Annotated in this window: 16 protein-coding genes; 12 read left to right on the forward strand and 4 right to left on the reverse strand. The window is 68.6% G+C overall.

The window, feature by feature from the left end:
* Positions 1–3: 3 nt before the first annotated feature.
* Complete coding sequence (locus CG719_RS31240) at positions 4–504, reverse strand: NUDIX domain-containing protein (protein WP_073948169.1); 501 nt, start codon at positions 502–504, stop codon at positions 4–6.
* A gap of 172 nt (positions 505–676) precedes the next feature.
* Here CG719_RS31240 and CG719_RS31245 point away from each other — a divergent pair, with 172 nt between their 5' ends.
* From CG719_RS31245 to CG719_RS31295, 10 genes are all read left to right on the forward strand, one after another.
* Positions 677–1,885 carry a hypothetical protein gene (locus CG719_RS31245; protein WP_073948168.1) on the forward strand — a complete coding sequence of 403 codons (1,209 nt, stop codon included), beginning with the start codon at positions 677–679 and terminating at the stop codon, positions 1,883–1,885.
* Between the two features lie 471 nt (positions 1,886–2,356).
* Complete coding sequence (locus CG719_RS31255; RefSeq protein ID WP_061915968.1) at positions 2,357–2,824, forward strand: NUDIX domain-containing protein; 468 nt, start codon at positions 2,357–2,359, stop codon at positions 2,822–2,824.
* Positions 2,821–4,812 carry an ABC transporter ATP-binding protein gene (locus tag CG719_RS31260; RefSeq protein WP_079189039.1) on the forward strand — a complete coding sequence of 664 codons (1,992 nt, stop codon included), beginning with the start codon at positions 2,821–2,823 and terminating at the stop codon, positions 4,810–4,812. Before CG719_RS31255 ends, CG719_RS31260 begins: the two co-directional genes overlap by 4 nt.
* A 23-nt stretch (positions 4,813–4,835) precedes the next feature.
* On the forward strand, positions 4,836–6,131 hold the full coding sequence (gene fxlM / locus CG719_RS31265; protein WP_159024994.1) for a methyltransferase, FxLD system: 1,296 nt from the start codon (positions 4,836–4,838) through the stop codon (positions 6,129–6,131).
* A gap of 78 nt (positions 6,132–6,209) precedes the next feature.
* The gene (locus tag CG719_RS31270; protein WP_100572075.1) at positions 6,210–7,349 is read left to right on the forward strand and encodes an NUDIX hydrolase; all 1,140 of its coding nucleotides are present in this window, start codon (positions 6,210–6,212) and stop codon (positions 7,347–7,349) included.
* Positions 7,350–7,406: 57 nt separating this feature from the next.
* A complete protein-coding gene (locus tag CG719_RS31275; protein WP_100572076.1) occupies positions 7,407–8,897 on the forward strand; it encodes an NUDIX domain-containing protein in 1,491 nt (496 codons plus the stop codon).
* Positions 8,898–9,221: 324 nt separating this feature from the next.
* Positions 9,222–10,049 carry an NUDIX domain-containing protein gene (locus tag CG719_RS31280; RefSeq protein ID WP_100572077.1) on the forward strand — a complete coding sequence of 276 codons (828 nt, stop codon included), beginning with the start codon at positions 9,222–9,224 and terminating at the stop codon, positions 10,047–10,049.
* A 29-nt stretch (positions 10,050–10,078) separates the two neighbouring features.
* Complete coding sequence (locus CG719_RS31285) at positions 10,079–11,278, forward strand: bifunctional class I SAM-dependent methyltransferase/NUDIX hydrolase (protein WP_100572078.1); 1,200 nt, start codon at positions 10,079–10,081, stop codon at positions 11,276–11,278.
* A gap of 75 nt (positions 11,279–11,353) precedes the next feature.
* Positions 11,354–11,989, forward strand: coding sequence for a M15 family metallopeptidase (locus CG719_RS31290; protein ID WP_100572089.1), 636 nt, complete (start codon positions 11,354–11,356; stop codon positions 11,987–11,989).
* A gap of 39 nt (positions 11,990–12,028) precedes the next feature.
* Complete coding sequence (locus tag CG719_RS31295) at positions 12,029–12,547, forward strand: AAA family ATPase (RefSeq protein ID WP_100572079.1); 519 nt, start codon at positions 12,029–12,031, stop codon at positions 12,545–12,547.
* Here CG719_RS31295 and CG719_RS31300 read toward each other — a convergent pair.
* Entirely contained in the window at positions 12,525–13,439 is a 915-nt protein-coding gene (locus CG719_RS31300) for an amidase family protein (RefSeq protein ID WP_324839157.1), read from the reverse strand. The genes CG719_RS31295 and CG719_RS31300 overlap by 23 nt on opposite strands.
* On the opposite strand from CG719_RS31300, the gene CG719_RS31305 reads away from it, so the two are divergent.
* Positions 13,385–14,041: a hypothetical protein gene (locus CG719_RS31305; protein ID WP_199836850.1), complete on the forward strand. Its 657-nt coding sequence runs from the start codon at positions 13,385–13,387 to the stop codon at positions 14,039–14,041. The genes CG719_RS31300 and CG719_RS31305 overlap by 55 nt on opposite strands.
* The gene (locus CG719_RS31310; RefSeq protein WP_100572080.1) at positions 14,041–16,188 is read left to right on the forward strand and encodes a UvrD-helicase domain-containing protein; all 2,148 of its coding nucleotides are present in this window, start codon (positions 14,041–14,043) and stop codon (positions 16,186–16,188) included. The genes CG719_RS31305 and CG719_RS31310 overlap by 1 nt, the downstream gene beginning before the upstream one ends.
* Positions 16,189–16,403: 215 nt before the next feature.
* Here the strand turns inward: CG719_RS31310 and CG719_RS31315 are convergent, their stop codons facing one another.
* Complete coding sequence (locus CG719_RS31315; RefSeq protein WP_100572090.1) at positions 16,404–17,855, reverse strand: argonaute/piwi family protein; 1,452 nt, start codon at positions 17,853–17,855, stop codon at positions 16,404–16,406.
* Complete coding sequence (locus CG719_RS31320) at positions 17,855–19,345, reverse strand: DUF4365 domain-containing protein (RefSeq protein ID WP_100572081.1); 1,491 nt, start codon at positions 19,343–19,345, stop codon at positions 17,855–17,857. Before CG719_RS31320 ends, CG719_RS31315 begins: the two co-directional genes overlap by 1 nt.
* Positions 19,346–19,826 lie beyond the last annotated feature (481 nt).

The raw sequence follows: 19,826 nt of genomic DNA on the forward strand, positions 1-19,826 counted from the left end.
ACCTCAGCGGGAGCCGACCGCCCGGCCGGCTGCCAGACAGCGAGCGTGCGCACGGATCCGCTCGCGGTCCTCGGGGAAGACGCTGTCCCAGCCTGTATCCAGACGGAACCATGCCGCCGGCTGGTTCTGCTCCCCGGCGAGCGGCACGTCGCGTCCCACGATCGCGGCGTAGGACAGGCCCAGCGTCGGAGACCAGTCGGCCCGGTAGGAACGCACCGCCACGGCAGCGGGCTCGGGCAGCAACTCGGTGCGCAGGCCGGTCTCCTCCAGCAGCTCTCGTGCCGCCGCCGCACGCGGCGCCTCGCCCGGCTCCACCTTGCCACCGGGCGGCACCCATCCGCGCACGCGGTGCTTGACCAGCAGGACGTGCTCGAAAGCAGGGTCGGTGACCCACACCTCGGCCGCCAGCGGCTCCATGGGATGTCGGCGGGCTTCCTCCAGCCAGGCCCGTGCACCGTCGAACTCCCACGCGGCGAGGCGGGCATCCGCAACAGCCTCGTCCAAGATCACCTGACCGACTTCACCATGACTCACCCGCCCCACCCTAGGCCGACGAACCGGCCGGACGTCGCAGCGACGAGCAGGCAGCCATCCGGGCATGTCCGGCCGGCCCGGTGGCCCCTTCGGGCTGCAGGGCGATCACCCGTGGCACCCGCTTCACACGAAGGAGACCAGCGTGCCCGATGAGCAGCCCTCGGACCGGGGAGCCTGGGTCGTCCTCGGCGGCGTCCACCTCCTAAACCGCACCGCGCCACGGCGACCAGACGAGCCGATCGTGCTCGTACGGGTGCCACCGCAGGAGGTATGCCGGCCGGCCACCACCGTGATCGTCCGCTGGAACGCGCTGGGGCCCTGCCCGGCCGAAGCGCTGCACCCCGGCGGCACCCGGCTCGGGGCGGCCAGGATCGACGGCGGCGAACTGTTCCCCGACGCCATCGCCGGTCCCGCCCTGCGCGGCCTGGTCGGTACCGAGCACGCCCCCGGCCTGGTGCCGCTGTGCTACCTGGCTGAACATCCCGGCGGCGGCTACCACGCGTACGCGCAGATCCGCTTCCATCCCGAGGATGCCTGCTTCGTCCGCACCACCCGGAAACCAGTCGGCCACGGCCCGGTCGAGGAACTGCGCTGGTTCGACCCCGTGCTGACGGCGCACGCGGAGTCGAGTACGGCGCTTAACAACCATCTGCGGTACTTCCGCAAGCACTTCTCCGGCACTGAGCTGGAGTTCAAGTACACCCTTGCCCCGGCACCGGACATCTGGTCCGCGTCCATGGAACTGCTCAAGGCACTGCGCGACGGCAAGCTGGAAGGCTGCCGTCCGGAGTACCGGGAAGAGTTCCAGATCCACCACACCGAGAACCATCTGTTCGACGTCACCGGCCCCGAGCCCGAGATCGGCTACGCCTCCTTCATCCCCACCGTCACCGCCGGGCACGTGCTCAAGCGAAAGTGGTTCACCGAGGACGCCTTCGCCCGCCGCGAGGAACTCACCCCTGGCCTCGACATCACCCCCGACCGCTTCGAGACGTTCCTGCGCGAAGACTTGAACCTCCAGGTCCGGGCCATGCCGCCCTTCCAGCGCGTCCGCTACGACATCCAGTGCGAGTCGCTGCGCACCGGACACGTCTACGGCATCTTCCTCGACCGCTGCGCGCTCCTGGCGGCCCCCGACGTGGTGCTCTCCCAGTGCGAGCTGGAGTACCTCCGCTCACGCAGCATCCTCGACCACGACCAGGACGAGATCCTCATCGAGATGAACCGGATCGACAGCTGGCTCTGCGAGTACCTCGCCAGTCACGGTTGGGCCGCCGAGCACACCTTCTACTCCAAGCGCAGCTTCCTTCGCGACGCCATCTCCCTCCGCCCGGACCTCGCCACGCGATGACTGACCAAGCGCCCCCCGGCAATCCCCCGCAGGAGGTACCGCAACCCACATGAGTGATCGAACACTGCATCACAACCCGCACCACCCGACCACACAAGGAGAGAGCCTGGTATTCGAAATCACGTTCTAGATTTCGCCCCCCCTCCACCCGTTACGGCTACAGCAGGGCCGCCGTTACCCGATCACCTGTCCGCATCTCGCCCCGAGGAGTCCCCATGCATCCCGTACGCCGCCCTGGACTCGTTCATCCTGCGTTCGAAAATGCCGCTACCTCCTCGGGCGCCAGCCTTCGCCTCACCTCCGGTCGCGCAGCTCTGCTCGCCGACGGGTCACGGCCGGATACGAGGTACCTGGCATGACGCAACCCACACCTCTCCCGTCCTCCGTCCTCACCTATAGCTTTCGGTACGACGGTGCCCTCGTGACCAATGGTCGGCACACCGTAGAGCGCCTGGTACAGGAGGGCCGCCCGTGAGCGACTCGCCTCACCAGCTGATCGCCGACGTGGCGCAGGTCCTGCTCCGTACGAACGGCGCCGCCCTGTGCGTACGCCGCGCACTGGACGCCGCCCTCGCACCGGGACAGCTCACTGTCGTGGGCGGCCACCTGGAAGTCGGTGAACCACTCGACCATGCTGCGCGACGCGAGGCCATGGAGGAGGTGGGGGTCCTTATCACTGCTGAGCAGCAGGAGTTCTGCGGGCTAATCCACCACCACGACTCCGACGGTGGCCTGGACCGGATCACCGCCGTGTTCGTGGCACAGTCCTGGACGGGTGAGCCGTACAACGCCGAGCCACACAAGCACGAAGGGCTCTTCTGGGTGCCGATGGAACGACCGTCGCCGGACTGTCACCCCTACACCGCCACCATCTTCCACATGCTCACACACGGCCCGTCCTACCGGGCCATCAACTGGCCTGCGGGAGGCGCCCGGTGAAGAGATTCTTCGGCCCGGTCACGATGGCCGATCCTCAGGTCTCCGACGCCGAACACGAGCTGTTCGGCGGCCCCCTGCGCTACGACATGGGCTGGTCCCAGCACGAGCACGCGACCTTGGACCTGACCATGATGTCCGCGCTGCGCTCCATGCCCACACTCGTCGGCGCAACCCTGCGCATGGCGTGGCAGGCCGACCGGCGTGCTCTGCTCTCGGTCGGGGTCAGCGAGATCGGCCAAGGCATCGCCGCAGCCGCCGGCCTGCTCGCCGTCAACGCCGTCATGCACGCTCTGCTCGCCGGCAACGGCAGCGCTGCCGAGCGGCTGCACGCCCTGTTACCCGGCCTGTTGGCCGCCGCCGCTATCGGCGTCATCAACTCCGCCCTGTCCGCCTGGTCCACCTCCCGCGCAGGGCGGCTGGAGCCGAAGGTCGAGCGGATCGCGACCACGCAGTACCTGGCCGCCGCAGCCAGCGTCGAACTGGAAGCCATCGACGATCCCGACTTCCGGCGGCTCGTGGACATCGCCCAGCATGGCCCGGGTTCGGCCCGCCGCATGATCAGCGCCTGCGTAGCCGCGCTGAACGGCCTCATCTCGCTGATCACCACCGCCGGCGTCCTCGCCGTACTCCACCCCGTACTGCTGCCCATGCTGATCCTCATCGCCGCCCCTCGCGGCTGGGGCGCCATGCGCGTGGCCCAGGAACGATACGTGTCGGTGATGAGCTGGATCGAGCACGTGCGGGCCAGCCGCCTGATCGGCAACCTACTCACCGAACGCACCGCCGCCCAGGAAGTGCGCCTCCACGCCGTCGGCGACTTCCTCCTGAGCCGCTACGAGCAGATGGCCGAGAGCGCCGAGGCCGAACAGGAACGCCTCGCCTCCAACAAGGCCCTGACCGAGTGGGTCGCCTCCGCGCTGTCCGGTCTGGCGATGGCGGCGACCTACGGGGCCATGTTCTGGCTGATCATGGCCGGGCACATGAGCCTCGCCGTCGCCGGGACCGCCGTCATCGCGGTACGCACCGGCTCGGCGAGCCTGGGAGCGCTGGTCATGAACATCAACCAACTCCACGAGGAGAGCCTCTACGTCCGCGACCACGGCCGCTTCCTCGCCCAGGCCGCTCAGCGGACGCTGCCCGCCGGCGGTGCGCCCGTACCGGAACGCGTCAGGGAAATCGTTCTGGACCAGGTCACCTACCGCTACCCTGACCGGGACACCGCCGCCCTGGACAGCGTGTCACTGACCCTGCCTATGGGATCGGTCACCGCCGTGGTGGGTGAGAACGGCTCCGGCAAGAGCACCCTGATGAAGATCCTCTCGGGCATGCTGCTTCCCGAGGCCGGCACCCTGCGCTGGGGCGACGCGGACCTCACCGGTCTCGACCGCGCCCAGGTCTTCGAGCGCGTCTCCCTGCTCACCCAAGACTTCCAGCGCTGGCCCGTGACCGCCGCGATGAACATCCGCCTCGGCCGCCCCGACCACCCCGCTACAGACCAGGACCTCAAGCCCTCGGTCGACTACGCCGTTGCCGGCCCCGTCATCGCCAAACTCCCCGACGGGCTGCGCAGTCTGCTGGCCCGCATGTTCCGCGGCGCCATCGAACTGTCCGGCGGCGAATGGCAGAAAGTCGGCCTGGCCCGCACGCACTGGCGCAGTTCAACATCACAGGCAGACGGCGTCCTCATCGTCGACGAACCGACTTCCGCCCTCGACCCCGAAGCCGAAATCGAAGCCTTCGACCGCATCCGCCGCCTCGCCGCACCGAACCGAGCCGTTGTCCTGGTCACCCACCGCATGTCCGGCGTCCGCCACGCCGACCACATCTACGTCCTCAACAACGGACACCTCGCCGAGCACGGCACCCACGACGAACTCATCGCCGCCCGCGGTCGGTACGCCGCCATGTTCGACGCCCAGGCCGCCCAGTACGCCCCGATCGCGACCATCCCGAACCCTGCAACGCCCACCGTCTCGGACCAGGTATGACCCGCACGACCGAAAGGCCCGCCGTGACCACACGCCCCACCACGGACCTCGACGAAGCCACCGCTCTGCGCCACCAACTGGCCGACGAACTCGCCGCCGCCGGACACATCCGCACCCCCGCGGTCGACCGCGCCCTGCGCACCGTGCCCCGGCACGCCTTCGCCCCCGAAACGCCCCTCCATGCTGCGTACGCCAACGAGATCATCGCCACCCGCCACAGCGACGACGGCACCGTCATCAGCTCCATCTCCGCGCCCTGGCTGCAGGCCGACATGCTCGAAGCCGCCCGCATCCAGCCCGGCCACCACGCTTTGGAGATCGGCTCCGGCGGCTACAACGCTGCTCTCATCGCCGAACTCGCCGGCCCGACCGGCCACGTCACCACCCTCGACATCGACCCAGCCGTCACCGACCGGGCCACCCGCTTCCTGACTCAGGCCGGATACGGCCGCATCCGCGTGGTCACCGCGGACGCCGAGCACCTGCCTGCCGAGGTGGTGCCGGACGGCGGATTCGACGCCATCGTGGTCACCGTCGACACCTGGGATCTGCCCTGGATCGACGCCCTGGCCGAGGGCGGCCGTCTCGTCGCACCGGTGCGTCTGCACGGGTACCACTGGGCCATCAGCTTCACCAAGCACGACGGGGCCTTGCACAGCGACGAGCCGCTCATCGTCTGCGGCTTTGTCGCCATGCAGGGCGACGGCGCCTGGCACAGGAATCGCCGCACCGTCCCAGGCACCGGCGTCCACCTGTCCTGGGAAGACGGCAACCCGTTGCCCGTCGACGAACTCGCCCCAGCCCTCACCTGCGAGCCGACCGTGACGTACACCCACGTCACCGTAGGCGGCCAGGAACCCTTCGACGCCCTCACCCTCTACCTCGCCGGGGCCCTGCCGGGCTTTTGCCGCCTCTCGGCCGACTCCGACGGCGACAACGGGGTCCTGAACCCGCCGCCCAAGCACTGGCCCGGCGCCGCGATCGTCCGCGGCAACTCCCTCGCGCGACTGGCCACCGAGCGCATCGGCGACGGAGACGACGGCAAGGGCCTGTACGAGTTCGTTGTCCATGGCCACGGCACCCGAGGACACCTCGCTGCACAGGAGATGGCCGAGCAGGTCCGGCACTGGCAGCACAACCACCGCGGCGCCCTCTGCCCCCGCATCACCGCACGACCGGCCGCCAGTTGCACCCCGCCGACCAGAGACCACGAACCGCACGTATTTGCCAAGAAGCACACCCGCATCACCGTGGACTGGCCGATCGTTCCCGGCCGCGCTGCACTGCTCACCGTCCGAGGGAGCTGCAGCGCCGGATGAACGGCCGTACCTCCTGATCACCGCTCCCGGCCCGTGCCGAACCCATGCCCGCCCCACCGATAAGGAAGGCACCGCCAAGTGACCACTCCCGTCTCAGGTTCGGATGATGTCGCACCGCGTGCCGCCCTGTCCGCAGGGCAGCACGCCGTCCCCCGGCACACGGTGTGGGTCGGCGCCGCCGCGCTCGTCACTGACCAAGTCGGCCGCGTCCTGCTCGTTCACCCCACCTACCGCGAGGACGACCGGTGGCTGCTGCCCGGAGGAGTCGTCGAACCCGGCGAACACCCGCACGTCGCCTGCCGGCGCGAGATCACCGAGGAACTCGGCCTGACAAGCCTGCCCCTGTCGGGCGTGCTCCCCGTCCACTCCCTCTCCCCGCACCACCCGGACAGCCAGCACAGCACGCGTTTCCCCGGGGAGATCCGGTTCGTTTTCGATGGCGGAACGCTCACTCCTGACCAGGCGGAGGCCATCCGCCTCCCGCGCGAGGAGCTGTCCGAGTACGCCTTCCTGGAGACCCGGGACGCGGTGCAGCGGCTGCGCCCCGTGGACGGGCAGATCATGCTCGCCGCCTACCGTGCACGGCTCGGGAACACGGCCACCGCTCACCTCGCGGACGGCCGGCACATCCTCGACGTCCCGGTACTGGACCGCCATGACGTGCACGTTCGCTACCGGCCTCTGTGGGAGAGCCCCTTCAACCGCGACCCCGTCCCCGAACGGCTCCCCGTGCAGCAAGCCTGGGCGTGGTGCTTCGTCCCCGACGGCCGGGTCGTCCTCTTGGCCGACCCCGGCCCGCAAGGCGCGCTGCCGATGCTGCCCGGCGGCACGGTTGAGAAGACCGACGCGACTCCCGAGGACACCCTCCACCGGGAAGCCGCCGAGGAAGCGCAACTCGCTCTGACTGACCCGGTGCGACTGGGCTGGGTGCTGGACGAAACCGGTGAGGTCTACGGCGGGGTGGGGCCCAACGCCCGGCTCCGCTTGGCCGCCCGGGTCACCGCCGTCGGACCGGCGGCCGTCGACCCTGCCACCGGCCACCCCTTCGCCCGCCTGCTCGCCTCCCCCGCCCAAGCAGCCGCCCTGCTCGGATGGGGGCCGCCCGGAGCGCGGCAAGCCTTGCTTGCCGCTGAGACGGCCCGGGAGCGGTGGGGTCTGCCTGCCGCTCGGCCCGCTGCCATCGAGGAGATCCCTGCTGAGGGGATGCGGCTGAGCTGACACGAACGACTACCCCGCCTCCATCTGTCCCGCTTCACGCTCCTCTGAGGTAGCCGAATGCCGCTGTCACCCGACCACATCCGCACCACCGTCGAGACCTACCTCGCTCGCCACCCTCACGAGCGCGCGCGGCTCAGCGGCCTCCTGGGCGCCCTCGACCGTCCCACCGATATCGCCAGCCGCTCCACCTTCACCGGACACGTCACCTGCGGCGCGATCGTCATCGATCCGCTCGGCCGCGTCCTGCACGTGCTGCACCTGGCGAGCGGCAAAGTCCTCGCTCCCGGCGGACACACCGAGCCCGAGGACGAGTCCCTGGCAGGGGCGGCTCTTCGGGAGCTGCACGAGGAGACCGGGATCCCGCCCCAGGCCGTGGCACCGTGGCCCGGCTACGAGACTGTCCCGTTCGACATCGACATACACGACATCGACGCCCACCCGGGCAAGGGGGAGTCCGGCCACCGGCACTTCGACCTCCGGTTCCTCTTCCGCCTGCAGACCGCGGCAGAGGTGCCGCTGGTACTGCAGGAAGAAGAGGTCGGCGGCATCGAATGGCGTCCCGCGCACAGGGTGGCCTCCCCCTCCCTGCGCCAGAAGCTGCTCAAGCTCCCGCCCGGAACCGGACCGGCGACCGCCAACGCCTCGGCCCTGATCTACAACGACCGTGGCGAGTACCTGCTCCACCTGCGCGACTACTTCCCCGGCCGGATCTGGGAGCCGGGGATGTGGTCACTGCTGGGTGGCGGCCGAGAGCCCCAGGACGCCACCCTGGAGCACACTGTGCGGCGCGAACTGGCCGAGGAAGCCGGCCTCCACATCGCCGACCTGACCCCGTTCGGCATCGAGGAAGCAACCGACGACGCCTGCGGGACCGTACCCATCGCCATCTACGCCGGCCGCTGGAACGGTGACCCCCGCGAACTCCACCTGACGGAAGGGGTGATGCTGGCCTGGTTCGCCCCCGACGACCTCCACCGCCTCCGCATCGCAGACACCACCAGCGCCCTCGTACGGCGCCACGCCGCCAGCCGCCCGGTCGGCGCATCCCGCACCGTGTCGCAGAGCGGGCCCGCATCGCACGAGGGGCGCCGCCCGGCCGCTCCGCACGGCACGGTTCCCAACATCATCGGCGTTCACCTCTACCTGGAACGGCCTGACGGGACGGTGCTGCTCGGGCTGCGCCACCCCGACTCCAACTTCGCGCCTTCCACCTGGCACGTCCTGGCCGGCCACTGCGAGCAGGAGAGCGCCATTACCTGCCTGATCAGAGAGGCATGGGAGGAGGCCGGTCTGCGCATCGAACGACAGGACGTCGAACTCGTCCACGTCGTCCACCACATCGACCGGGCCGGGGGCCGGCCCCGCATGGGCCTGTTCTTCCGCGCTCGGACCTGGGGCGGCGAGCCGGAACTACGCGAGCCGGACAAGTGCACCCAGTGGAAGTTCTGGGATCCGGCCGCCCTCCCCGAGGACCTCGTCCCCTATACCAGGGTCGCCATCGAGGGCATCCGGGCCGGCCGCTCCTACTCCGAAACGGGCTGGGTGTGAACATGGCCGCTTCCATGCACCCGGACCTCCCGCCCGAGGAAGTGCGGCAGCTCGCCGAAACAAGCAGTGGGCTACATCGCCAGCTGGTCGGACACCTCCGCGGCCCGCGAGAGCAGCCGGGTGTGACGGGCCGACGGAGCAGGGGGCGGGACATGGTCCACCCTGAAGATTCCGTCACGGAGCAACCCCCGTTCACCTTCCATGGGCCGCTGAACGCAACGAACCACACCGCATCTATCGGAGGCATGTGTGCCTGACGACACCCAACAGGCGATCCCAGCCGTCCGGAGTCCGGCGGCCAGAGAGGAACGGCAAGAGCACCACATGCGCCTGCTCCCGCGGTACTACCGCCTAGTGGAAGCAGGCCGCAAGACGATCGAAGTGAGGGTGGCCACCCCGCGGAAGCGCGCCGTTGCCGTCGGCGACACGGTCGTCTTCCACGACCGCGACACCGGCCGGGAGCTCGACGTCATCGTGCAGCGGATCACCCCGTACCCCTCCTTCGAGGATCTGCTCAGTTCAGAGGACCCCGCGCGCATCGACCCGAACGGGCCGCCCGGAGAACTGCTCGCCAACCTGCGAAGCATCTACCCGCCAGCCAAGGAGGGCCTCGGCGCCCTCGCCTTCGCATTCGACCACCGCCCTGCACGGCCAGGCCGACCGATGCCGATGACGCCCGCGCAGTACGCGCACACCGTCCCCCACCACACGGTGTACGGCTGCCTGTACATCCGCGACGAACACGACCGGCCGGTTCAACTGCGCTCGGTCTACGGCTCGCGCCTCTGGCAGTTCCCGGGCGGCAACCTGGACGCCCAAGGAGAGGACCCGCTGCAAACCGCTCGCCGCGAAGCAGTCGAAGAGACCGGCCTCGAACTGGGCCTGGATACGCCGAAGCTTCTCCTCACGCACTTCCTGCACGCCGGGCCCCGCCTGCCGCTGAACAAGGTAGGGCTCATCTTCGACGGAGGGCGGCTGACCGCAGAGCAGCTCGGTCGGATCCGGCTCGATCCCGCCGAGCACGACATGTGGGCCGTGCACGACCTCGCCACCTGGCAGGGACTGATGGCGCCGCGCGCCTTCGCCCGCCTCGACGCCATCGAACAGGCCCGTCGTGGCGAAGGCCCCGCCTACCTCACCACGCACACCTGATCCCCAGCGCACCCACCCAGGAGGCAATCGTGGCCGCCCAGGACACCAACACACGGGCCTGGCATATGTATGGGCAGCGACAACTGGCTCGCGCCTACACCCCGCCCGTCCCCGACCAGCTCACCTGGACGCCTTGGGAAGGGGTCGGACCGGGAGCAGAAGTCCTCGGTGACGTCACCGGCCGCCGCGTCCTGGACATCGGTTCGGGAGCTGGCCACCACGCCGTCCATCTCGCCCAGGCGCACGGAGCCCGCGTCACCGGAATCGAGCTGTCCCCGACCCAGCACGAACGCGCCATCTCCGCCCACACGAACGTGGAGGGCGTGGAGTTCGTCCAAGGAGACGTGGCCGAGTACCTGGCTGGCACCGCGCCGTTCGACGCCGCATACGCGATCGGGACGCTCGGGTTCATCGATCCGCACCGCTCCCTGCCCGCGCTGCGCGACGGACTGCGCCCCGGTGCCCCTCTGATCCTCTCGCTCCTCCACACCGACTTGCACGGCCGCGGCCCGTCCACGGAGGTGGCGCCGCGCGAGCAGATGATCCTGCTGCGCGACGATCCGCCCCTGCCGACGCAGATGTGGGTCCTGTCACCGCAGCTGTGGGAGGACCTGCTCACCGAGTACGGCTTCCGCGTCGAGGCCATCGACCTGCTGCCTCACCCCGACGAGGGCGCCACGGTTATCCAGCAGCTCATCCGCGCCCGGCGCCTTCCCGACCGGCCAGCGCGAGTCTCCAGCCGGCCCCGCAGCACCCGAGCGCCGGCAGCCCACGCAGCCGTCGGCGTCGGAGCGATCCTGCTGAGCGAACAGGGCATTCTGCTGGGACGACACCGACGCGGCACCCTCGAACTGCCCGGTGGGAGCGTGGAGGCCGGGGAATCCTTCGTGGACGCGGTGATCCGAGAACTCGGCGAGGAAACCGGTCTGGTCGCTCGGACCGGCGACGTCCAGCTCCTGGGCACGCTCGTCGACCACGTCGGAAGTGTCCTGCGGGTCACCGTCGGCGCGCTCGTCCTTGCCTGGCAGGGGCAGCCGACCACGCAGCCGGACGAGAGCGTCGGCGACTGGGCTTGGCACCCGCTCGATCAGCTCCCCGACGGCCTGTTCGTGTGCAGCGCCCAGATCCTCACCGCATGGCGGCCCGACCTGGCCATCGACCACTCGCCAGCGCACTTCACGCATTTCGCATCCGGACCAGCGGCTATGCCTGGCGACGGCCTGGCCTGACCGCCGACACCGACGTACACCTGTCGCGCCGCTCCTCTTTTAGCGTCGAAGGAGACGTAGTTGAAGATCGTGCTGATGTCCGACCCTCGAGTCGCCGCCATCCCCGTTCAGGACTGCGGCGAGGAACTCATCGACATACGGGCGTCCGGCCTGTTCCTCGTCGATCAACGCAAGCAGGACTCCGACGGCCACTTCGCGCACCTGCGGCACGGGCTCATCGAGCGCCTGGAACACGCCCAGCGACTGCTTCCCACTGAGCTCCGCCTGCTCGTCGTCGAGGGGTACCGACCTCCGGCGCTCCAGCGGGCGTACTTCGAGGAGTACGCGACCAAGCTACGTCGCGGAAACCCCGACTGGAGCGACAGCCGCGTCCACGAGGCCGCAAGCCGCTACGTCTCCCCACCGGAGATCGCGCCGCACAGCGCCGGCGCGGCCGTCGACCTGACCCTCGCGGCCTCGGACGGCCAGGAGGTGGACATGGGGACGAGGATGAACGCCTCCCCAGAGGAAAGTGACGGCGCCTGTTACACCCACGCGAACTCGATCAGCGGCGCCGCCCGGGCCCATCGCGACACGCTCTGCCGCGTCATGTCAGCCACCGGTTTTGTGAACTATCCAACGGAGTGGTGGCATTTCAGCTACGGAGACCGATACTGGGCCCTCCACACCGGCCAGGCAGCCGCCGTCTACGGACCATGCGACCGCACGTAAGCAGCAGCTACCAGCAGTACCGCGAGGGAGCGCGACATCGTGAGCAAGCCGACCGCCGTCCTGCTCATCGGGATCACCGGCTCCGGCAAGACGTACCTTGCACAGGCGCTCGCCGCGATGGGCCTTGTTCGCCTCAGCGTTGACGAGGAGGTCCACCGCCTCCACGGCCGGTATGGGGTCGACTACCCCGAGCACGGGTATTTCGAGCGCGAGGCTCCTGCGGTCGAGACCGTACGTGCGCAGCTCACGGAGCACCTCGGCGCGGGCCGTGCCGTCGTCCTCGACCACGGCCTGTGGCGTCGTTCCGATCGCGAGGAATGGAAGAAGACAGTCCGAGCCGCGAGCGGACTCCCGCTGCTCGTCTACCTGCCGGCCTCCAGGGAGAAGCTCCTGTGGCGCCTCGCCGCGCGCAACCAGCGCAAGGACGCCAATGCCTTGAACGTGACTCCCGAAGCCTTGGACGACTTCTTCGCTCGGTTCGAACCGCCTACCGACGATGAAGGTGCCGTCATCGCCTACAACGGCGACGCAGAGGTCATCCGCTCCATGATCCGATGACGCCCCCGGCCGTCCCGCCGAGCAGAGGCGCCAGGTGCTCGGCCATCACGAGCAAGGACCGCTCCGAATAGGCCGGTCCTACCAACTGCACACCAATCGGGAGGCCATCGGCGCTACGCGCAGCAGGCATGACCAGGCTGGGCAGACCGACGTGGCTGGTCAGGTTGGCCCAGCCGGTCTGGTCGAAGAAGCTCCGTTCGACGCCGTCGACCATGAGAGAGCGGCTCCCGGCTGGGATCGCCGCAGTAGGAGCGGCGGGCGTAATGAGGACATCGTGCCGGGCGTCGGCGAAGAACCGGTGCCACGTCTGCCGGAGCCGGAGGCGCTCCTCGTTGGCGCGGAGCCAGACACGGTGTGTCTGCGTTCGGTGGCGGAGGAAGGCGGCTCGAGGGCTCGCATCGTCCGTGTGCAGGTCACGGGCAGCGGCGAGTTCGGCGGCGCCGGCGTCGTCGTCGGTGGCTGCGGTCGTGGTGGCGTAAAGGAGTTGCTCGAAGAGGCGCAGAGAGTCAGCGAAGCCGACCGGCCCCGTGGTGTGGCGGACACTCGCGCCGGCGGAGGTCAGCGTCCGTTCGACGGTGGCGAGAGCATCGGCGGTGTTGCGGTCGACTGAGCAGCTCGCGTCGTCGGCCCACACTGCCACGCGGAGCTGGCCGATCTCGCGTTGCGCCGTGGGCAGCGTGACGCTCCAGGGGTTGTTCTCGTCGGGTGACGGTGTCGTCAGTGCGGCGAGGAGCAGGTCGAGGTCTCGGGGGTGCCGGGCCAGGGGGCCGGGGGTGACCATGTCGCTGCTGGTGATCCACCCCGGCGGGCGAGGGACGTGGCCGCGGGCTGGGATGAGTGTCGGCCTCGGCCTCGGCCACAGAGGCCGTCGCGTTCGACGCTCGCACCACAGGCCAGACGCGGATCATCGGCCTGCTGGACCGTCGGCCTGAGCCGCGCAGCAAGCAACCGGACATGCGGGCATGGTCGGCGCTGGCCGTGCTCGACGACCGGCCGGGAGCCATCACAGGCAACGAGCACAAGGACCGCTGGACGGACTGGCTGCGCTGGTCGAACCTGCTGCAGTTCCTGCAGCCCGCCGGCCCCGACGAACTCCCCCGCTCCTTCCACCAGGTCGCGGTGTCCACCAGCGGCCAGGTCGATCCGCACACCGTGGCTCTGCTGACCAGTGCGCTACCCACGGAGGCAGGGGCCCCGCAGCCACTGCCTCAGGCATGGACCGAAGCGATCGAATGGGCCTCGTCCCAGGTCGAGGACGTCCTGCTCGCTCTCGTCGAGGAAGCCCGCCATGGACGCATCGACGTGCCGGAAGTCGGCTTCGAGTACGGGGACCAGGCGATGCAGGCCGAACTCGCCTGGCCAGACAGGAAGGTCGCCGTCTTCATCGACCTGGACGAGCGGCGAGACGCCCTCTTCGCGCGCGACGGATGGTATGTCGCGAGCGCTGGCGCCGTGAATGTAACTGAGCTCATCAAGAAGTTGGAGGGGAACTGATGTCCGGCGCCAAGGTGATCATGGCGGACGTCTTCGGGAAGTCCTATGACGCGCTGGACGGCTCCGTCCAGCCGCAGGTGCTGCAGTTCATCATGAAGATGCAGCGCGACCCGGACTCCAACGGCCTCAACCTGAAGCCGCCGAAAGGCGCCAAGGACAAGAGGGTCCGCACCGCACGCGTCACCGACAATTACCGGGCCGTGCTCATGCACTATGCCGACCGCATCTACTACCTGGTCGCTGTGTTGCCGCACGACGACGCCTACGACTTCGCCGCGAACATCCTCTTCGACATCAACAAGGTGACCGGCGGCATCGAGCTGATCAATCTCGGCAGCCTCTATGGCACGCTCAGCGGACAGCCGAAGGCCGCCGACACCGCGCCCGGCACCCCGTCGCTGTTCGCTGGCGTCTCCGACGCTGACTTCGAACGACTGGGCGTCCACAGCTCGATCGTTCCGGCGCTCCGCGAGATCCGCAGTGAGGACGCGGTCCTCGGCATCGTCGAAACCCTGCCCAAGCTGGCTCGCGACGTGATCCTGTGCCTCGCCGACGGCATGTCCGTCGAAGAGGTCTGGGAGCAGGTCAGTTCGCTCGCGGCCACCGCTGACGAAGTCGACACCGCGGACTACGAGGCCGCGATCGAACGCCCCGCCACCAAGGAAGCCTTCGTGGTCACCGGCGACTTCGCCGAGTTCGGGCGGATCCTCACCGAGCCCCTGTCCGCCTGGCGGATCTTCCTGCACCCGGCACAGCGGGCGCTGGCCGAGCGCAAGACCCCTTACAAGGGCTCCGTCCGCGTCACCGGAGGCCCTGGAACAGGCAAGACGGTCGTGGCCCTGCACCGCGTCAAGGCCCTAGCCGAACGCCTGCCCGCCGGCCAGGCCATCCTGCTCACCACCTTCACCACCAACCTCGCCAACCTGCTCAAGTCCATGCTCAAGGACCTCGGCGGCGCTCAACTGCTCGCCAAGGTCGACGTACGGAACATCGACAAGGTCGCCTACGGCACCGTGAAGGAGACCTTCGGCGCGGAAGCGCCCAGCAGGCTCAAGGACGGCGAGATCCTCAACCGGTGGATCGAACTCTCCCAGGAGCAGCAGACGCCCCGCTTCGACGGCCGCTTCCTCGACGCCGAGTGGAAGCAGGTGGTGCTGGCCCAGGACATCCGCAGCCGCGACGAGTACTTCGCCGCCAGCCGCGCCGGGCGCGGCCGACGCCTCAACCGCCCCGAACGCGCCCAGGTCTGGTCCCTCGTCGAGGAATTCGAGCGCAGACTCGACCGTGAAAAGGCCGCCGGCGTCACCCAGCTCGCCGTTCAGGCAGCCCGGATCGCCTCCGGCTGGTCCGACGAAGAGCGGCCGTACCGGCACATCGTCGTGGACGAGGCGCAGGACCTGCACGCCGCCCACTGGAAGCTGCTCCGCGCGCTGGTCCCCGACGGCGATGACGACCTGTTCATCGTCGGCGACGCGCACCAGCGGATCTACGACAACCGGACGTCCCTGAGTGCCCACGGCATCAAGATCCGTGGCCGCTCCAAGCGGCTGACCCTCAACTACCGCACCACCCGGCAAATCCTCGCCGCCTCCCTGAACCTTCTCGGCGACTCCAAGTTCGACGACCTCGACGGAAACCCGGAGCAGCTGCGCGGATACCGCTCCGTCCTGGCGGGGGCCAGACCTGAAACCACCGGCTATCGCACCCCCTCCGAGGAGATGACAGCGCTGGCCAAGCGCGTAGACATCTGGCAGCAGGAAGGGATCAAGCCCCACGAGATCGCCGTCGTAGCCCGAACCCACGCGATCGCCGACAGCGCTGTTCAGGCACTGCGTGACGCCACGCTAGTCGCCGTGAAGGTCGAGGACTACCGCGTCCCCGACCCCGACGAAGGCATCCACGTCATGACGATGCACCGCATTAAGGGACTCGAGTACCGCGCTGTCGCCATCGTCGGAGCCGGCGCCCAGCACATGCCGCTACCCAGCGCTGTCACCCCAGAGACCGAGGACCGCCTCCAGTACGCCGCAGACGTCCGCCGGGAGCAGTCTCTGCTCTTCGTCTCCGCCACACGCGCCCGCGAGCAGCTATCGATCACCTGGTCAGGCCGTCCCAGCCATTTCCTAGGTCCTCGCGTATCCGGCTAAAGAAAGTCGAGCGGGACCAGTATCCCGACCACGGGCTCACAGGCTGCCGAGGTGAGGCTGCGGCCGTCTGCACCTCGGCGCCTCCACGTGAAATCGTGCAGCCTGTTGCATCAGCGACCGATCACTCCGTCAGACCAGCGGTGACATGCCGTGTCCAACGGGACCGAACGGCGTGCGCCCCGAGCCGACGGACAGGGAAAAGCCCGGTCGGCTGACTACATGTAGTGGGCGTAGCGGGTGGCGACGGCTTGGTCGGGCGGGCAGAAGCGCAGGACGGATTTGACCTGGTTGGCCGTGCGCATGGTGACGGGGAGGCGCCCGTCCAGACGTGTCTGGTTCCAGTTCATCTTGGTCAGAGCGAGAACTTCGGCGGCTAGCTCACGCGGGTTCCGGGTGGGGCCCACGGGCCTGATGCCGATCGGGCGTGGAATGTACATGCCGGGGTAGGTTCGATAGAACTCGATGCTGCCTGTGGCGTACAGCGCGAGTTCGCCTTCGCCGAGGATGACGAGGGTGCCGCGCAGGGGCGGCGCATCACCCGCACGGAAAGCTGCGGCACCTTCGCTGTTGGTGATCCAGCTCATCTCCAGCGTGTCAATGAACCGTTCGTCCGCGGCGTCCTGAAAACCGCTGGCCTCCTCGTCGGTGAAGGCCGAGGTCTTGTGCAGCACGATGCGCGCGGGAGCGGTGCGATGTTCGCGCCGGTAGGCGTCCAGGGCATGAACCAGGAGGGCGTGCGCGTCGGCACGGGCAAGGTGGGGCTGGCGGTCGGTGCGGCTGATCCTGGCCGGCCCTCCGCGCACGATCACCCCGTCCCCGCGCTCGTTAAAGACCTGCGCGACCGAGGTACTCAGAGAACTCCCATCGTCGCTGCGGTAGAACGCGACACCGACATAGCAGGTCGTGAGATCAGCGGGATTGCGTAGGAGGCGCCACGGGACGCCGCCGGCCTTGTAGTAAAGGGCGACGTGCAAGTTCCAGGCCCGACTGGCCTCGTCCTGGCGGCTGTGGCCCTCGGGAGGCCGGGTGGCTTCGTCCCAGGTACTGCGGCGAATGATCTGGATGGGCTGGCGCAGATTCAATAGCCGGGCCTTAAGCAGGTCGTGGAAGTTGGCGAACCGGGCCGGGGTCGGCTCGTCGTGCCCGTCCTGCGCCGGAAGGTCGCCGGCCTCCTTCAGGCCGTTGGCGGATCGACCGACGGTGTCGATGAGCTGCTCGGGTCTGGCGACCAGGAGTACGTCGACGCGGTTCTCATCAGCTAGTGACCTGATCTCTTCCGCGTAGATACTCACGGCGTTGGTCAGGGCTGCTGGCTGGCTGGCGGCCTCGATGGCGCGAAGGTCGCGGCTGCTGATCGCCCGCGTATTGCGGTCGCTGAAGACCAGGGTGGTGTGCAGGCCGCGGTCGATGGCGCAGCCGGGGAATTCCGGGAAGAGATGCGGGTACTTCTCATCCTTAGCCGCGATGGGTTCCCGGCAGCGCTCCAGCCATCGGCGCAGCCCGTCGAGTTGGTCCGCAGGACCGACCAAGCCGATGCGGATCTCCCGGGGCGCGTCGGCCGCGCCGAGATCGGCGGGGCCGTAGTTCATGATCCCGAACCGTGGATCGATGTGCCTGGCCGCTCCGCCGAACTCCAGTTCTGGTTCGTCAAGGATCACCGAGTCCATCACCGGCCTCGCCTCGCACCGCTCGCCTGTCCCTGACGGGGCGTCCGCAACCCTGCAGACCTGGCTTTGCTTCCGGGGTTTCTTCGTCGAGGAGCGCCGTCATCGCTCTCGCCGTCCTGAAGCAGGCTGAGGAGATCCTGGGTGTCCGCATCCGCGACAGCCAGGACGGCGTCCAGGCTTTCCTGTCCTCCGGCGGAGGGGTCCTGGTCGTCCTCGGGTGCGGCCCCGGACGGAGCCGGCCCCCACCACCGGTCGTCGATACCGCGCTCGACCGTCATGGTGGCCAGTTCACCGAACTGGACAGGCCGCGCTTCCGTGAACAAATCTGCGTCCTGACGCAGGTAGTTGGCCCACACGCGGGTCCAGCCTCTGACCGCCGGATGCCGATCGAGACGTTTGATGCCCGCCAGGAGCCGGTCGGCGAACGGGTACTCGGTGTACCCGTCGGTGGTGAAGCAGTAGTCCGGTTCCAGCTGGCAATACCAAACTCCGTCCAGGCGCCGGAATCTGGTGCGCAGTGCGGCGTGGTGGTAGTAGCCAACGCGCTGTGGATCGGACTTGGAATAGTGCGGACCGAACACGGTCCGGCCACGTGATCCGTGACCTCTGCCCGCCTTGCGGGGCCCCAGGTGCGAGGTCGCGCGAAAGTGCATGTGCTTGCGGTTCTTGTGCCACCGCAGCTCCGGATAGGAGCCCTGGACAGTCCGGGAGAGCAGATCAGCGAAACGATGCTGGGTGTCGAGGTCGTCGCTGTCCGCCCACTCTCTGGTTTCGTGCCGCTCGGGATCTCCGTCGCACAGCACCCGCAGAGGTGAGTCCCGCAGGTCGCGGAACGACAGGACCAGCTTGTCCCGCAGAATCCAGCCGGACTCCCGCCGGCCCTGCGCCTCCAGGGCATCACCGGCCGCGCGGTAGTCGGTGAAGACCGTCGGGGCCAGATGCACGGTCGACGGCATCTCGATGACGGGCAGCAGGTTCGTGGTCAGCACTTCGGTGATCGGCGCGGGGCGCAAGTGCAGGCCCGTCGTCCGAGACATCGCCAAGCGCAGCAGTGCCTGCGCGGCGTCACGGTCGAAGCGCTGGGTGTGCTTGTCGATGTCCACGCGGCGGGTAGCACGGCTGACCGCGTCCGGGAACGCCGCCTTGACCTCCACCCACCACGCCTCATCGCTCCCGGGGTGGGAAAAGACCAGGATGACCAGCGAGTTACCGGACAGCCAGTGATCAAGATCGCGCTGGTCGCAGAGATAGTGGAAGCCGTCGTCCGTCTCGCCAGAGAAGCGCCGGTCCTGCGCTTTGCTCTGGACCAGCAGGGTCATGTTCAGCACGGCACGGCTGTCGGGGTCGACCAGATCGATGTGTCCGTCGATGCCGTGATCGACGCGCCGGGGATGGAAGAGGTGGCCCATCTCCAGGCAGCGTCGCTCGATCAGGGCGATGCCCTTCTCACCGATGAACGTCTGGCGCGTCACAGTCTTGCGATCAGCCATCGCCCCACCCTCCTTGCTGGACACGGCCCGTCGACAAGTAGCCGACTGAGGTGCTCATTCAGGGTATGCGGCACCACTGACAGTCAGGCCCGCCCGCGTCCAGCGCTCCGCTGACGATCAACCGTGACGATGCCTGTGCCGACACCATTTTCGAGACCGTCACCAACGACGAAAGCGAATGAGCGGCACCGGGCTGCACCAACTCGGCGTGTCGGCCACTCGGACTTTGGGATGTGATTTTCGCGGGTCAGCGACATGGTGAAGTTCATACACTGAACCCGATTTCGACCATCCGCCCACCCGGGCCTGCCGCCGGAGGCACTCGAACCTCTCTCGACGGCTTACTGCTCGTTTCACAATGAGTTGAGCCTCAGGCCTTGCACTCAGTGATCTTGGTCGGCAGGGTGTCCGCGTGCGCTCTGATCTTGTTCCGGATGACCTGTGGGAGCATGTGGCTCCGCTGCTGCCGCCTGCGCCCGAA

It is taken from the genome of Streptomyces sp. CB01373, assembly GCF_002803075.1.
In the GTDB taxonomy this organism is placed as follows: Bacteria; Actinomycetota; Actinomycetes; order Streptomycetales; family Streptomycetaceae; genus Streptomyces.